This window comes from Dysgonomonas sp., from assembly GCF_035323175.1.
Taxonomy (GTDB): Bacteria; Bacteroidota; Bacteroidia; order Bacteroidales; family Dysgonomonadaceae; genus Dysgonomonas.
Genome location: NZ_DAOKYH010000001.1, coordinates 423,949 through 440,988, shown reverse-complemented (window position 1 = coordinate 440,988; position 17,040 = coordinate 423,949). Strand labels below are relative to the sequence as shown.

Here is a 17,040-nt window from a genome sequence, read left to right as displayed (position 1 = left end):
TTTTTAATAATAATGAACAATATCTATTACATCCGATTGTGACATTGCTCCGGGATTTATACCAAGTTCCCCCTCGGGTACAGGAAGATTCAGTTTATTGAAATACTCCTTCCAACCCTCTGTTATTTCATCCGACCCGGGAGATTTGAATGTCATAACATTAAGAGGAAAAATAGCAGTCCCGTTATTTGCTCTTAATAATATCTCATAAATAAATTCGGAACAATAATATTTATCGTTATTCATCACAAAGCCATCGTCATATTCTTTCCCTAACAGCATAAATCCTTCTTGTATTGCCCGGGGTATACAATATTGATATTCTGCCTTTAACCTCCCCACAACAGATACTGGATAGCAACCTTTATTATTTTCGGGATAGAGATACTCATGCAACGGAGTAACAGCAACTCTGGGATGAGTGGCTTCGATTACATAGATGCTGTCATTTTCATCTATATAGACCATACCCACATGAGTAAAATGATATTGATCGATGCTCGATGTCACTTCCTTTATTGCTTTGCCCATATCTCCCGAACAAGACTCTTGAAAAATAACGTCTCCTGCTTGCAGCTTAAAATTATCGGCTGAAATATGAAATGGCAGCAATAGGGACAAAATAAGAACAATTGTTTTCATATTATTGAGGTATGTAGAATGATTGCCTGCTGCCATAAGAGATGTTTCACTCTGTTCAGTATAACAAAACACTGTGTTTATGACAACAGACAATCCCATTTAATTCTATCTAAAAGTATAACTAATACCACCCATCAACCAAAAACCCGGCTGAGGAATATTCCCTCTGTCAAAATAATGAGTATTGTACAAATTATTCATACTCAAATTCAACTGAAGGTCATTATACTTGTAGTTAAGTTTCAGGTCGAGTGTAGAGAATGCCGGATAATGCTCATTACCAACCTTCACCAGATTTTCATACTTTTCATAAAATCCCATCCGTTTTTGTAAACGGAAATACCAGCCTGCGGAAAGCCCTTTATAAATTTGATGATGAAACTGTGCCGTAAACTTATCCCGTAAATAATTCAGGCTATACAATGATATCATATTTTGCGCATCGCTGGTCTGATGCATACGTGCATAGTCAAGAGATACGGAAGACTGCTCTCCTAATACAGGGAACACATCTGCCAATCCGAACTTCACTCCCATTTCAACACCTTTTGTATCTACTTTCGTAAGATTCCACGATGCCCATTTTGTGTCAGTTGCATTCACCTTCACCCAGTCTATCATATCTCGTCCCCAGAGAAGAAAGCCTGTCAGATATGCAGAGAAAAACGATTTATTGTATTTGAAGTTAAGATCGAGAGACTCTGACTTCTCAGGTTTCAATCCGCTGTTTCCGTTGTGGGTTTCTGTTGTATAATAAAGATCTGTAAAAGTAGGCATCCGTGTCGATTTACTCCACGATGACGATATATTAAAGTCTTCTACAGGGCGATATGTAGCGCTCACCGAGGGATAAAACCTATATTTACCACTCAACAAAGTGTTATGATTCATCAAAACACCCGCAGAAAGCACAACTTTTTCGATACTTAAAGTATGCTCGAATGCCACACTCGCATTGGTGCGGTCATCATACATTTTATATTTCCGGTGAGGCTCGACCATCGGTTTACCTAATACCGAACTCATTATGTCTTCTTTTCGCAACTCACCGCCCAAGCTGGTAATCCCCAATCGAGATTCATAGCTAAAGATAAGATTCGCTCCGTAGGTGTCATTCCGGTGATAGTTGCGCCCCTTGTCGGTATCCTTGATCAAATCAAACTGATCGTGATGCCTGTCCCAATATACAATGGGAATTATTTTGAATTTAGAACCAAACTCTCCTTTCAGAGACCCCATATATGTGCTTGTACGCTCATACTGATTGGGATACTTTGCCGAATAGAAAGTATTAGCTCCATATTTTTTATCGTTATAACCTAATTGTAAATCAATTTTAGATTCGTTGAGTCTGAAACGTGTTTGCCACAACACATTATACAGATCATAGTCGCTATTGGCTATATAACCCGCAGAAGAGTTATAGCCTACCGACAAACTATTTGTTGTTATGCCAGCTTTTGCCACACCACGTACTTCCATGCCACGCAGTTTGTGCATGCCCGACTCTACACTGGCATAAGCTTTATAATCTGCACTTTTCTTTGTAATAATATTGATTCCCCCCGAAAATGCACTGGCTCCGTATATTAGGGCTGATGGGCCGTGAATGATTTCGATACGTTCGATGTCGGAAAGATTGATTGGAATGTCGAAACTGTAGTGTCCTGTGTGGGGGTTGGAGAGATTTACTCCGTTGAGAAGTACTGCGTTTTGATCGAATGTGCCACCTCTGATCGAGATATCGGCTTGTACACCATGTCCGCCTCGTTGAATCACATCTATGTTAGCGGCGTAAACTAACAAGTCTTGAATACTCCGGACGGGCGCCTGCTCTATTTGCTCTTTAGTGATTACTGTTACCAGCTTCGCAGTTTGGTTGATCGGCATCTCTACCCGCGATGCCGTCACCATCACCTCATCGAGCTCTTTCTCCATCACTTTTTGTTGTTGCTCGTTACTTGTAGTTTGTGCAGATGCGAGCGATACATGAAGACATGTAAGTGCACATCCTGTCACAACCCCAATGTTAACAAGCCTGTGCATACTGTTGAATGCACTGTAGGCTTTCCGCAAAAATCTTTTAAAGCGATAAGCCTGTTGTTTGTTTACTTGTTTTTGATTCATTTTGTTTAGTTAATTAATAATAAAATGTCGCTGCAAAAGTAAAGAAATTCTGCACAACTTCACCTATGTATATCAGCTAGAATTATAGAAGGAACGGACAACAGCTTAAATAATTTAGAGCAAAGTAGTTTAAACATCAAACACTTAGAGAAAGGAATAGTCAAGAAAAAAATATTTAAAAAATCTATGAAGTCAAACCATATTTTAAATAGAGTGCAAATTTGATAGACATCGTTCAAAAAGAATATAAGAAACTAATAATAAGACACATACAAAGAACAACTCTATTCACATTGTATCCAATAGATACTCAATCATCCATAGCTCAAGAGAGGTTCTGTAATTGATATTTTTTATGCAGTTCAACATTCAAATAAAATATTTCTATTATATTTACTGTTTTGAACTAACATGAAATACGAAGGAAACAAAATAAATAATGAACAATACCATTATTTTCTACAGAATTAAGAGTTTATTATTCCAACCAAAAGTATCTTAATAAATACATAAAAATGAAGAAATCATACGAACAGTTCATTGCTCGTCAAGAGCTCTTGAAGAAACAATATGACGACACATATTACCAAAAACAACATCAGCGGGGTAAACTAACTGCACGCGAACGCATCCTTCTTCTATTCGACGAAGATACATTTGAAGAAACAGATGCTTATGCCCCTCCTGCTACATCCTCATTCGGAAAAACAGTAAAAGCTTTTGGAGACGGAGTGATTACAGGATTCGGAAAAGTTAACGGACGTTTGGTGTATGCATATTCACAAGACTTTAATGTACTTGGAGGCTCTCTTGGAGCAACCCATGCCGCTAAAATAGCCAAAATACAGGACATGGCTCTCAAAACTGGTTCGCCAATGGTGGGACTTATCGACTCGGGAGGCGCGCGTATACAGGAAGGTATCAGCAGCTTGGATGGGTATGCAAGTATATTCAAAAGAAATGTGCTTTCCTCTGGCGTTATACCTCAAATATCAGTAATAATGGGACCTGCTGCCGGAGGCGCAGTATACTCCCCTGCCCTCACCGATTTTATATTCATGACTGCCGACACAAGCTATATGTTTGTTACAGGCCCTAACGTGGTGAAAGAAGTACTCAACGAAACAGTATCCACCGAAGATTTGGGTGGAGCCTCGGTACACGCTTCAAAATCGGGAGTAGCGGACTTTGTATATAGCGACGACGAAAATACAATATTGGGCGTCAAGAAATTACTATCCTACCTCCCATCAAATAATATGGAGAATCCTCCGCTCACCGAACCGGCAGAAACGGCAACACGGGATGATGAGCAACTCCGAAATATTGTACCAGAAGATCCTGACAAGCCTTACGATGTAAAAGAAGTAGTGAGATTGATCGTAGACAATGGAGACTTTTTGGAAATATCGGAAAATCATGCGGCGAATATATTTACAGCTTTTGCCCGTATCGATGGCCGTGTTGTGGGAATAGTAGCCAACCAGCCCAAAGTAATGGCAGGGACACTTGATACACACTCTTCGGTAAAAGGAGCACGTTTCATCAATATTTGCGATGCATTCAATATACCAATTGTAACGCTGGTGGATGTTCCGGGATTCCTTCCGGGAACCGATCAGGAACATGAGGGCATTATCCGTCACGGAGCAAAGCTTTTATATGCATATACATTTGCTAATGTACCTAAAATAACAATTATCCTCCGAAAAGCATATGGTGGGGCATATATCGTGATGAACAGCAAAGGAATTGGAGGTGACTTTAGTTTTGCGTGGCCTACTGCCGAGATTGCAGTGATGGGACCCGATGGCGCTATCGCTATTCTTTTCCGCAAGGAATTGAACGAAGCGGAAGATCCGGCTCTACTGAAAAAAGAACTTACCGACAAATATCGAGAAGAGGTTACAAATCCGTATATAGCAGACGAAAAAGGATATATAGATGAAGTGATAGACCCTGCTGTAACCAAACAGAAGATTGCTTCGAGCCTTAAAGCCCTTGAACGCAAAATTGAGTTACGTCCTAAGCGTAAGCATGGTAATCTACCTTTGTAATACTTAAAATTGTATCTGATGAAAAATAAAAATAAGATAAAATCAATTCTTATTGCCAACCGCGGAGAGATCGCTATCCGAATAGCGCAGACCGCCAAGAAAATGGGCATAGAATCTGTAGGTATACGCACAGTAAAAGAACCTGATGCATATTATCTGACTCAGGTAGACCGCATCGTCAATTTTCCGGATAGGGAGATAAACGAAACGCCTGAATTTTTAGATATAGAATGCCTTGTGCTATTAGCTAAAAGAAACAAAATAGACGCTATCCATCCCGGATACGGATATCTATCGGAAAATGCAGAGTTTGCGACCCGCTGTACAGAGGAAGGAATTATTTTTATAGGGCCTTCGCCACGTATCATCCAGAATATGGGTGACAAGATCACTGCAAAAAATATCGCAGCTAAAGGCAATGTACCCATGTTGGGGGGTAGCAACGGCAGCGTCAGTACACTGGACGAGGCTATCGAAATTGCAAAAGCGATTGGTTTCCCTGTAATCATAAAAGCTTCTGCCGGAGGTGGAGGACGAGGGATGCGCATTGTACGCAAACAATCTGACCTCAAACAAATGTATCTGTCCGCTTCATCCGAAGCACTGGCTGCATTCAGCAACCCTTCTGTATTTATAGAAAAGTATTTGGAGAATCCGAAACATATTGAAATACAAATAGTAGCCGACACCCACGGTAATATTATCCACCTGGGAGAAAGAGAATGTTCGGTACAACGCAAACATCAGAAGTTGCTCGAAGAAGCTCCTTCTCCGGCTCTGGACGATGAGCTGCGGAAAAAGATGACCGACGCTGCTGTTTCTCTTGCAAGAGAAGCTAAATATATAAGTTTGGGAACAGTCGAATTTTTGCTGGATAAGGACAAAAACTTCTACTTCATGGAGATGAACACCCGTGTACAAGTAGAACACCCTGTAACCGAAATGATAACAGGATTAGACCTTATTGAGCTACAAATACGAATTGCCAACGGAGAAAAACTTCCGATTACGCAAGACGATGTAAAACTAAACGGATGGGCTATAGAATGCCGTATCAATGCAGAAGATGTGCAAGCCAATTTCTCACCTTGTACAGGCATCATCAAAGCAATGAGTCTGCCCAAGGGAAGCAATACCAGAATAGATAAAGGTGTAGTAGTAGGCTCTGAGGTCACTCCTTTCTTCGACTCTATGATTGCCAAATTGATTATTCACGGAAAAGATCGGGATACCGCCATTGTAAGAACAATCAAGGCTCTCAATAGATTCCATATAAAGGGTATAAAGACAACAATACCCTTCGACAAAGCTGTATTGCATAACAAAACATTCCAAAAAGGTGATTACAATACATCTTTTATCGAAAAGCAATTAGACTCACTCGTATATCGTGAGAAAGATGAAGACCTGTTTGCAGCACTGTTCTCTGCCAATCAGTTTAAGAAACAAAACCAGGCACTTGCAGAAAAGAAAGAAGAAACAGACCCTTGGGCTATGAGAAACAGGATTAATAATATGTAATACATCGATTATGAAAAATAAACAATATAAACCAATCATAGCTTTAGATAAGAATTCGAACAAAGCCTTTGATTTCCTTATCGATGAAAATGGGAAATATACGCACAACTCTAAAGAGCTGGACTTCAAAATAGAAACCACGCCTGATGGCTTTACTGCAATGACAGTGAATGGGCTCACCTATCCTGTGGAAGTAATAGCTCAACACCAGAACGAATATGAATTGCTGGTGAATGGTGTCAGTTATGTATTTTCGATTGAATCTCCTTTTTCGTTGGAGCGTAAAAAACTATTGGCCAACTTACTAAGCGAATCTACTACGATACGACTAAAAGCACCTATGCCGGGTAAGATACTCGATGTATTGGTGAAGGCTGGCGATACGGTAAAGGTTGGCGACACTCTTTTGATACTGGAGGCCATGAAGATGCAAAATGCGATCTTGGCAAGCACCAAAGGTATCATAAAAAAAGTATTGGTAAAGAAAGGCGATACCACTAGCAAAAGTGATTTGTTGATAGAATTGGAGAAAGAAGTGTAATAAAAAGTCGATACCCGTTTCCAGCATCAGCAACAATAAATTGTATTTCCCCAACTTAATATCTTTTACGATATATAGTATATAAAATAACCTGCTTCGGCGGGTTATTTCTTTTTTATGGGTTAAATTTGTACTCAAACAATCTATAAATGTCCAAAATATGAAAAAAACACTTTTAGGGGTTATACTCCTTTGCTTATGCTCTTTTATTTTTGCCCAAACTCTTAATGTAGCCACGTACAATATCCGAAATGACAATCAAGGTGATGCCAACAAAGGAAACGGATGGGCAACCCGATGTCCTGTTATTGCTAACCTTGTAGCCTATAACGATTTCGATATCTGGGGTTCACAAGAAGTAAAACACAATCAGCTGATAGACTTGCTCGATGCATTGCCACAATACAGCTATGTAGGTGTAGGTAGAGACGACGGGAAAACCGAAGGAGAGTATGCTCCCATCTTTTTCAAAAAAGATAAATACAAAGTATTAAAATCAGGACATTTCTGGATGGCAGAAAAAACGGATGAGCCAAACAAAGGCTGGGATGCTGCACTTCCACGTATTTGTACATGGGTACAACTGAAAGAAACAAAAGGCAAGCTTAAGTTCTGGTTTTTCAACCTACATATGGATCATGTAGGAGTAATAGCCCGTGAAGAAAGTGCTAAGTTGGTACTGACTAAGATAAAAGAAATGTGCGGCAATGATCCTGTAATCTTAACCGGCGACTTCAATGTAGATCAAACACACAAAAGCTATACATTGCTAAGCACATCGGGAATCCTTACCGACTCATACGACCGTGCAACAGTGAGATATGCTCTGAATGGGACATTCAATGCTTTCAAACCCGACCTGCTAACAAGTAGCCGTATCGATCATATCTTTGTAAGCCCAAGCATGTCAGTAGAACGCTATGGTGTATTAACCGATACATATCGTACCCCAAGAGATGGTGAAAACAACATCAAAACGGGTGATTTCCCGAAGGAATATTCCTTCAATGGATGCGATATACGTTTGCCTTCAGACCATTTTCCTGTGTCTGTAAAACTCATATACAAGAAAAAGTAGGAATAAACCGCTATCTTTCAATTTTTAATGTTAATCTCTAGTTGTTCAGTTAATAATTTTGTACTTTTGCAGCGCCAAAGAGAAGGTGTTAAAAATCAACTTTATACAATTTATTTAATCATACTTTTAGAAAAGACATGGCTTTAAAATTTATGACTGCTGATGAGGCAGCCGCACTTATCAAACACAATGACAATGTAGGATTTAGCGGATTTACTGCCGCAGGATGTCCTAAGGTAGTACCAGTAGCGTTAGCTAAAAGAGCTGAAGCAGAACATGCAAAAGGGAATCCATTCAAGATAGGAATGTTTACCGGAGCATCTACAGGCGATTCTATCGACGGGTCACTGGCTCGTGCTCATGCAGTTAAATTCCGTACACCGTACCAGTCTAGTAAAGATATGCGAAATGCTATCAACAGCGGGGAAGTTAAATATTTTGATATGCACCTTTCTCAGCTTGCTCAGGAAATACGTTATGGCTTTTTTGGACAAGTGGATTTTGCTATTATCGAAGCGTGTGACATTACCGAAGACGGTGAAATAGTACCAACATGCGGTGTAGGAATCACTCCTACTGTAGCTCGCCTTGCTAAAACTGTAATTGTAGAGCTTAACAGATGGCATCCGAAAGAAATGCGTGGTATACACGATATTGCAGAGTTGCCAAACCCTCCACACCGTAGAGAGATCGGGGTATATTCTGTAAAAGACCGTATGGGTACCGACTGCGTAAAAGTAGATCCTAGCAAAATAATCGTTGTAGAAACAAATACCCCTAACGAAGGTGGTGGCTTTAGCCCTGTAGACGAAATAACAGCAAAAATCGGAGAAAATGTTGCTAACTTTTTCGTTAAAGAAATGGCTGAAGGCCGTATGCCTAAAACATTCCTTCCTGTTCAGTCGGGTGTAGGTAATATTGCAAATGCAGTATTGGCTGCAATGGGTCAAAGCAAAGAAATTCCTGATTTTGAAGTTTACACAGAGGTTATTCAAGATGCAGTAATCAGCTTGATGGAAAGCGGACGTGTAAAATTTGCAAGCGGATGTTCGTTAACAGTAAGTAACCCTGTTATCGAAAAGATCTACAAGAATCTGGAATTCTTCAAAGAAAGACTTGTGCTTCGTCCTTCTGAGTTTTCTAACAACCCAGGTATTGTGCGTCGTTTAGGTATTATCGCTATCAATACGGCTCTGGAAGCTGATATATATGGTAATATAAACTCTACTCACGTTACAGGCTCTAAAATGATGAACGGTATTGGTGGTTCGGGAGACTTTACCCGTAGTGCTTATGTATCTGTATTTGTAACTCCATCAGTAGCTAAAGATGGAAAAATCAGTGCATTTGTTCCTATGGTATCGCATCAGGATCATAGCGAGCACTCTGTTAAAATCATTATCAGTGAATATGGTATTGCAGACCTTCGCGGTAAATGCCCTAAAGAAAGAGCAGAAGCGATTATCGAAAACTGTGTTCATCCAGAATACCGTCCATTGCTAAGAGAATATCTTGCTCGCAGCGAACAAGGACAAACTCCTGTTGACTTATATGACGGTTTTGCTTTCCACGAAGCTTTCATCGAAACCGGCGATATGCGCAACGTGAAATGGACTAAAGAAAAGAAAGCTTGATCTCGATAGATTAAGTACTACAATATTATAGAAAATCCTGTGCTCAACTATTGAGTACAGGATTTTTTATTTATAAACATACATGATGTCCGTTTATGAACACAACAAGGCTTCCATAAATCAACTTAAAAATCTAATATACTGAACATTAAAGACTATGGCACAATAATTGACTTTATAGTCATAAAATAAAATGTTTTACTATAAAGCGTACAATTATGAAAACAATAAAACTAATCGCATTAACAATCATCTCATTTCTATCTATCGGAATATATGCACAGAAGAAAGTTGAGGTAACATTAAAAGCAAGACAACCACAAGAGAGAGAATCTTTAATATATAAGAATAATGAGATTACCTCCAAAATTGTATATGAATATGATTGCAATGGATACAGAACAAAACGCACATCTTATGAATGGAACAAAACCCTTGGATGGGTAGCCTTATCATTATACCAATTTGAGTATAACACCAACGACCAGATAGATAACGTTTATTACACGAAATGGGACATCCAAAAAGAAAAATGGACTGATATTTCTGATCTGATAACATATAAATATGATTCGGATGGCAATCTGGCAGCCATAGAGCGAACAAAAATAAGCGGTAAGCCTTTAGAGTTGGTATCATTATATTAAGGAAGTACTTGTAAGAAAATCCTGATTTGCTAGAAACAAGTCAGGATTTTTACATTTCTTATAATCTAGTTTTTATTTTAACCTTTTAAAATTAAGGTTTTATTATCTATCTCCTATCTTTGTTATTCAATAATAGAAAAGTATTCAATGGAACACGTAAAAAAACCAGATTGGTTAAAAATAAAACTTGGGGGAAATAATAATTTTTCACAAACCAAACATATAGTAGAATCACATAACCTACATACAATTTGCTCGAGCGGAAGATGTCCTAATATGGGAGAATGTTGGGGACGAGGAACGGCCACGTTCATGATCGGGGGCGATATATGTACCAGGTCATGTAAGTTTTGTAACACAAAAACCGGAAAGCCTCTGGCATTGAATCCAAAAGAGCCGCAAAATGTAGCGGAATCCATCCGATTGATGAATCTGAAACATGCCGTTATCACATCCGTAGACAGAGACGATCTGCCTGATCAGGGTGCTATGCACTGGGTAGAAACAATCACGAAGGTGAAGGAAGTAAATCCAAATACAACTCTGGAGGTTCTGATCCCCGATTTCCGAGGTAATACCGAGTTGATCGATATGGTTTGCAAAGCCGCACCGAATGTTATCTCTCATAACATGGAAACAGTACGAAGCCTGACACCGCAAGTGAGAAGTGCAGCTAAATACGATGTAAGCCTGTCTGTGTTGAAACGGATTGCAGAAAACGGATTAAAAGCAAAATCGGGTATGATGGTCGGACTTGGAGAAACAAGGGAAGAAATCTATCAGCTGATGGACGATCTTTTGGAGGCAAACTGCTCTGTACTTACTATCGGACAATATCTTCAACCAAGCAAAAAACATTTGCCTGTAGTAGAATATATTCACCCGGATGAGTTTAAGAGATTGAAGAGTATTGCTTTGGAGAAAGGTTTTTCTTATGTAGAAAGCGGTCCACTCGTACGATCTTCTTATCATGCCGAAAATTGTCTGTAATATTCAAACCTTACGGCAAATAATAAGGACTTTTTTTTCATCAGATAGTGTGGTGGCGAATATATAAATATCTCCACCTTCACTTATTCTTGTCTTTTTTCTGATCTCTTGAACAGAAACAGGAAAATTGCGTGTAGTTATATTCGCTTGTTTTATAGTGGATAGGTGCTGTTTTATATCTTTCTTATTGAAAGAGCATACAGTATCAACAACAAACTTGCGCCCCTGAAATTCAGAGATCAGATCAGTAGATGTATATAAATGGCTGCTTGGGTGCAACTTCTCTAATTTGTAAATATCAGCTACAGATTTGTACATTCCGGCTTTCAATATCGAAGCATTTGGCTCGTATAAGTATTGTCCAACAAATGAAGCATAATTAACATGCGCTGAATCCTCGTCCTCTTTATGGAATGACAATATATCGGTCTTATCCTTTTGTATATTTACACAATGAATATGCTGATCTTTCTTATTCCTATCCTTTATAAAAAGTAACTCCTTACACTCGTTCCCTACGCTTACAATATGAATATCAGATACGTTTCTCAAAGATTTTAGCGCTAATGAAATATCAAGCATGGGTGATAATTTTATCATTATCCTCTCGCCTTTTACTTCCAACAAATCTTCTATTTCAATTATATTAGGGGTGCAATCTTCTATACGGAATATTTTTCTCCCTTCGCTACTACGCCTTGCCGGATCGATATATATGAGATCAACAGGTGATAATTTTTCAAGATATGCTATTCCATCGGTGCTCTCTACTCGAACATTATTGAGTCCTAAAACATCTAAGTTATATTTCGCAACTTCAGCCAATTCTTCCTGCAGCTCTATATAAATAGCCTCTTTAAACCTTGCAGCTATGAAAGAGAAATCGACACCAAAACCTCCTGTAAGGTCTATCATAGAATTTCCTTCCACCAAACCCGCCTTGTATCGGGCAGTCTGCTCCGAAGAGCATTGTTCCATTGAGATATGCTTCGGATATAGAATGGAATCGATATGATACCACGAAGGAACTTTCTCTTTTGCAATCTTTCGTCCTGAAATTTGCTGTACTGCCAATTGAATATCTATATCTGGATATCGCTTTGCAGATAAAGCAAGCTCATGAATATCATCACACTCATGCTCTTTTATAAAATCTATTAGTTCAGGATTTAGCATTATTTTTTCATTCTGATAAATCGGCTCAACGAACTACCTCTTTTTGTGGAATCAGGTAATATAGGAGTAACCGTATCTCGAACAGACTTCGTCTTTAATGTAGGGAATCCAAACAGGTCTCTGAGGTTATCAAAGTCTTTCTTGTATATAAGACCTACCCCTTGAGACTGCGATGTTTTTCCGGTATAATAGAATTTCTCGTTATAGTGGTTGTATGCTTTTACGCGCCATGTTCCGGCATTATTGAGCAAATATTCGATATCAACATCACTAATCATGGCTTCTTTACCGTTATTGATATTTACATCATTGCGATATCCGAAGTTACCATTTATCAATAGCCGGTCATTCATCAAACGACTAGACAATATGAGTTCTACTTCTGTACTTGTGAAATCTTTATCACTATAACGGATATTGGTTCCGAGCTCCCATCTACTATCTATCTGGCTAACAATTTTGGTCAACTGATTCGATAGTGTAGCCGAAGCCACGGCCGCAAAGTCTGAAGTTTCGTAAGGGGTATTTGATCCTTTAGGGCTATCAAACTTAGACAAGAGCAGCAAATATGCAACTTGCCAGTTGATCATATCAGGAGTATTTATAAGACTCTTCACCTGCCGTGCCACTTCCGGATCGGCAGCAGGGAATTGTATATCAAGCCCCACGGTAGGTTGCCTCAACGGCCCTGTGAGATCCAGAACACAGTTTACCGGAATAGTAGTCTGCCCGGTTGTTTCTATTAAAGTCTGATCAAGATCTCTTAAACTAGCTGTCAGTTTATAGATAGCCGTTACATCCAAAATAGCTTCGAACGGATCACCTTTAAATTGTACTGTACTTCCATCCTCTATTGTAAACCGCCTTTCCATCAATCGTTGGAAAGTAAAATTGTAACTCCCTCTATTTATGGTATATGTTCCAAACAGGCGAGGTGCAGATTTTGAGCTCCATTGAAATTGCATAGCACCACTACCCGTTCCGCTAATTACATCACCGCCCACAGGATCCATTAGAATTTCTACTGTAGCGTTAGGAGTGGCATCAATATAAAAATTCATATTTATTTCCATGCCGGAACTGGCTTGTATCGGAGGTGCGACCTCCGCTATATTTGGAGTGGTTATAGAGTCGGTCTTCTGCTTCGACTTATAATTGATAAACGAATATTCATTTATGATATTCTCCATGAAATTCATACGGACGAGTGTCTTGTCCTCAGTTCTCATGCTAATATCTATATCTACGGCTCGTTCGTCACCACCAATAGTTCCTTTCCCGCTACCGAATACCTTTCCATAAAAGATTGGATTTTGTTTTTGGGTGGCATTATATACAAGGAAATGATCGGCTGAGAGATCCACTAAATACATGAAATCCTTAAAGTAGTCGTGAGCCACCTTCCCACTGGCTAAAGATTTATTATTGTATTCATCTATTAGAGTAATGTTGGTAAAGTAGATAAGATCTTTTTTCATGTAGATCGTATCCGAAAACTTATAATTTGTATTCAGAAAGTTAATCCCGATATTCCCGTCCTTAATGTAAGCCTTGCCCTCAACGGTAACATCCGAAAAGTCTCCGAACAAATGTACTTTACCTGTACCTCTACCGCTTATATTCTGAAAAACAGCCTCTGCATACCTATTCAAGAAACTGATATCGAGACTATCCGCATCAAAATTTATAGAAAGCCCCTGATGTATCGGATCTATTTCTCCGTCTACCTTTGTTTTCTTATTCTCTTTGCTGACAATCATCCCATCCAACATTATTTTGTTGGTTTCGTCATCCAGCTCACTGAATATATTTAACCGCCCAAGCTCTGTTCCATTAAACTTAAAATCAGTGATATCTAAACGTGTATTCAGATACGGCTTGTTTTCGATGCTGGACATAAACAAACTACCTGTAGCCGCTCCTCCAAACCTCAACACATCGATTGCTAATGTCTGGAATACATATTCTAAATTGATCTTCTTCAGCTCTACCTTCAATATATCCGAAGAACTGCTTGGCGAGTAACTGCCGTTTATCTTTATCTCTTGACTTTTGTCACTTGTATATACCGAAAAATTATTAACTGCATAATGCCCATCCTGTATTTTAATATGAGATTTTTCCATCTTCCAAGTCGTGTTGTTCAGCATTAGCTCGCTTGGTAGTGTTTCAATATCAATCATCAAAGGCCTTCTGTCTTCTTTGGTAAATAACGTGGAAATAGAAAAATCACCTTTAGCCTTCTGCATTCCATCATTAAGGAGAGAAATATTGGTATTTATTTTGTTGTCAGCTAATGTAGATTTTACAGAAATTTCATTTGTCACTTCTTTTTTCCCAATTATAGAGGCATCTATGCGAGTGTTGACAACATTATCTGAATTCTCATTTTCGGCAAGGACATAGCCTGATTTTATGTTCATTCCTGCAGCTTTGATAGCCGGAGTGAAAACTTCCACTTTAAATTTATCCAAATGATTATCGTAACGCCCTACGATTTTAGCTTGATTTATGACTGTAACAGGTAGTTTGAATACAGAACTGAGTGTTTCTGTATTGTTGATAGCAAAATCGAATGTGAAATTATTATTAACTACGCTTTTCTCTACCTTCTTTCCATTTACTTTTATCAATGCAGGCAAATATGGATGTAGTGTTTCTAAAATACTATTTGCCATCGTAGAGAAAGAGTAGTCACCATTAACATGTCCGTTAAGTATATCAGACTTTATACTTAGTGTATGCCCCAAAGAATCTATTGTAGACTTAACAAGAAACTCATCCATCTTGAAAACTTGGTTTTCTCGAAGAAAGTCTACCGAATCGATACGTATATATCCTTGCGCATTATCTATATCCTTACCCACAAAGTCGGCATCTATATTAAACGATAAATAAGAATAAGGCATATTCTTTACCAAATGCAATTTATCTAATTGGATGTCTGTCGCCTTTGCCTTGAAAACGAGTTCGGGCATATTCTTATCTGTAAGATCAAACAAACCCGCTATATCGAGCTTTCCGTTCGGGTCGTCAATCGCTAACTTACCATCGATGCGCAAGCCATCATATCCGGCATCAAGCTTTATGTTTTTATATGAATATTCTTTATAATCGAAGTTTGGAATAATCCCTTCGGCTTTACCTCTCAGCTTACCATTTTTTGGCTTTTCAAGATCCACTGTCAAGCTTAAAGAAGCCTTATTGAGATCTTTATTATCTAAGAATGTCCCCAAACTGAAATCGGTAGTATATACTTTACCTTTTACGTATGTTTCGATGCCCGGCTTGGGATTATTAACTCCGAAAAGCACATCTGTTTTAACCACTCCCAAATCAGTTTCTACACTACCAAAAGCGACAAGTTGATCCAGATAACCCGAAATATCCCCTCTGAAAGAGATTGCCCCAAGTTTTTTTAATTGAGCAGGCAGTTGCCCCTTTTTTGATGAGAAGTTGTCAATAATACTCGACAATTCAGTATGGGTTAACGATAATTCATCGACACTACCTAGTACATATGTCTTCGATGGGTCTCTCATATCTCTGATTTCTGCATTCGCAATCAAATGCATCTTCTTCCCGTAATCTAAAGATAAACCCGATACAGTAAGATCATCAATCTTACCCTTGACTTGCCCGCTGATAATGATCTTATCATCAAAGTCCTTCAAAATAGGTACTAATGCAGAAACATCCTTCGGTAATATATAAGAAGTAGCAACAACACAATCGATACTGGCGTAGTCCATTATCTTAGCGGTATCACTGGTAGGAGTCAGATCTATTTCACAACGACTTAGCTCTAACGAGGATGAAGGCAGGTCGAGCTCAAAATTTCTTATAGAAACTTTCTTTCCTTGAGTGATTATACGAAAGGTAAGATCAGATATATCCAGTCCGCTTTTCTCCCTAAGAGCAAACTTTTTGACTTGAATGTTCAATGAATCCGAAGTTAGAGATTTCATCGCCAACTTTGCATTCAAGTCGGATACAGCTATGTGGTTTTTGTCAAAGTGATGAACAACTAAAGGCTTATCTTTTATATCATAATAGAATTGACCATTCGTAATATTTACAGCATTCAGCTTGACTTCTATTTTCGATTTGGGCTTATCATCCTTTGGTTTAAAAGCATCGAAAATATACTGTATATTCAGAGGCGAATCATCAGACTCTTTAGAAAGGTGAACCTCGAAGTCGGAAAGCCATGCAGAGGTCACCACTATTTTATTTTGCATCAAAGAGATGAGATCGACACTGGCTGATATCTTATCGGCCAACAGCACTTTCTCCTGAGACTGATCATACAAGTAAACACTGTCTAGCTGAACAGTATTGAATGGCTGAAAATGCAATTTACCGATACCTAGTTCAGTTCCGATTTTTGCTTTTAGTTCATCTACAATAATGCCTTTAGCATATTCCTGCACAGCAGGCATATTCAACAGTCCAAATAGCAGGGTTACGAGTCCAACTATTATACCTAATACAGTGAGAAATATTTGCTTAAACCGTTTAATATCGCTTCCTTTTTAGAGATACAAAATTACCAAAAAAAGTGATTCCCTCTTACTCCGGAAACAGTTATCTTGCACTTTTAGTGTACTATTAAGATTAATTATGG

11 protein-coding genes are annotated in these 17,040 nt (G+C 38.7%); 7 read left to right on the top strand and 4 right to left on the bottom strand.

Translation table 11 applies throughout. The annotated features are described in order from the left end of the window. Positions 1 to 3: 3 nt before the first annotated feature. Complete coding sequence (locus PKC55_RS01905) at positions 4 to 642, bottom strand: YiiX/YebB-like N1pC/P60 family cysteine hydrolase (protein WP_291128666.1); 639 nt, start codon at positions 640 to 642, stop codon at positions 4 to 6. A 105-nt stretch (positions 643 to 747) separates the two neighbouring features. Continuing rightward, a complete protein-coding gene (locus PKC55_RS01900; RefSeq protein ID WP_324371606.1) occupies positions 748 to 2,769 on the bottom strand; it encodes a TonB-dependent receptor plug domain-containing protein in 2,022 nt (673 codons plus the stop codon). Positions 2,770 to 3,284: 515 nt separating this feature from the next. On the opposite strand from PKC55_RS01900, the gene PKC55_RS01895 reads away from it, so the two are divergent. From PKC55_RS01895 to lipA, 7 genes are all read left to right on the top strand, one after another. Beyond that, positions 3,285 to 4,826, top strand: coding sequence for an acyl-CoA carboxylase subunit beta (locus PKC55_RS01895; RefSeq protein WP_135105028.1), 1,542 nt, complete (start codon positions 3,285 to 3,287; stop codon positions 4,824 to 4,826). An 18-nt stretch (positions 4,827 to 4,844) separates the two neighbouring features. After that, on the top strand, positions 4,845 to 6,347 hold the full coding sequence (locus PKC55_RS01890; RefSeq protein ID WP_291128672.1) for an acetyl-CoA carboxylase biotin carboxylase subunit: 1,503 nt from the start codon (positions 4,845 to 4,847) through the stop codon (positions 6,345 to 6,347). A 10-nt stretch (positions 6,348 to 6,357) separates the two neighbouring features. Then, a complete protein-coding gene (locus tag PKC55_RS01885; protein ID WP_291128674.1) occupies positions 6,358 to 6,888 on the top strand; it encodes an acyl-CoA carboxylase biotin carboxyl carrier protein subunit in 531 nt (176 codons plus the stop codon). A 160-nt stretch (positions 6,889 to 7,048) separates the two neighbouring features. Next, positions 7,049 to 7,966 carry an endonuclease/exonuclease/phosphatase family protein gene (locus PKC55_RS01880; protein ID WP_291028892.1) on the top strand — a complete coding sequence of 306 codons (918 nt, stop codon included), beginning with the start codon at positions 7,049 to 7,051 and terminating at the stop codon, positions 7,964 to 7,966. A 137-nt stretch (positions 7,967 to 8,103) separates the two neighbouring features. Continuing rightward, complete coding sequence (locus PKC55_RS01875) at positions 8,104 to 9,600, top strand: butyryl-CoA:acetate CoA transferase (protein WP_283686052.1); 1,497 nt, start codon at positions 8,104 to 8,106, stop codon at positions 9,598 to 9,600. A 218-nt stretch (positions 9,601 to 9,818) separates the two neighbouring features. Beyond that, positions 9,819 to 10,247 (top strand): hypothetical protein, encoded by a 429-nt coding sequence (locus tag PKC55_RS01870; RefSeq protein ID WP_291128676.1) that lies wholly within the window; start codon positions 9,819 to 9,821, stop codon positions 10,245 to 10,247. A gap of 147 nt (positions 10,248 to 10,394) precedes the next feature. After that, positions 10,395 to 11,237, top strand: coding sequence for a lipoyl synthase (lipA, locus tag PKC55_RS01865; RefSeq protein WP_135105022.1), 843 nt, complete (start codon positions 10,395 to 10,397; stop codon positions 11,235 to 11,237). A 3-nt stretch (positions 11,238 to 11,240) separates the two neighbouring features. Here the strand turns inward: lipA and PKC55_RS01860 are convergent, their stop codons facing one another. Beyond that, positions 11,241 to 12,413 carry a THUMP-like domain-containing protein gene (locus tag PKC55_RS01860; RefSeq protein WP_291128678.1) on the bottom strand — a complete coding sequence of 391 codons (1,173 nt, stop codon included), beginning with the start codon at positions 12,411 to 12,413 and terminating at the stop codon, positions 11,241 to 11,243. Beyond that, complete coding sequence (locus PKC55_RS01855) at positions 12,413 to 16,918, bottom strand: translocation/assembly module TamB domain-containing protein (RefSeq protein ID WP_524536931.1); 4,506 nt, start codon at positions 16,916 to 16,918, stop codon at positions 12,413 to 12,415. Before PKC55_RS01855 ends, PKC55_RS01860 begins: the two co-directional genes overlap by 1 nt. Positions 16,919 to 17,040: the final 122 nt, after the last annotated feature.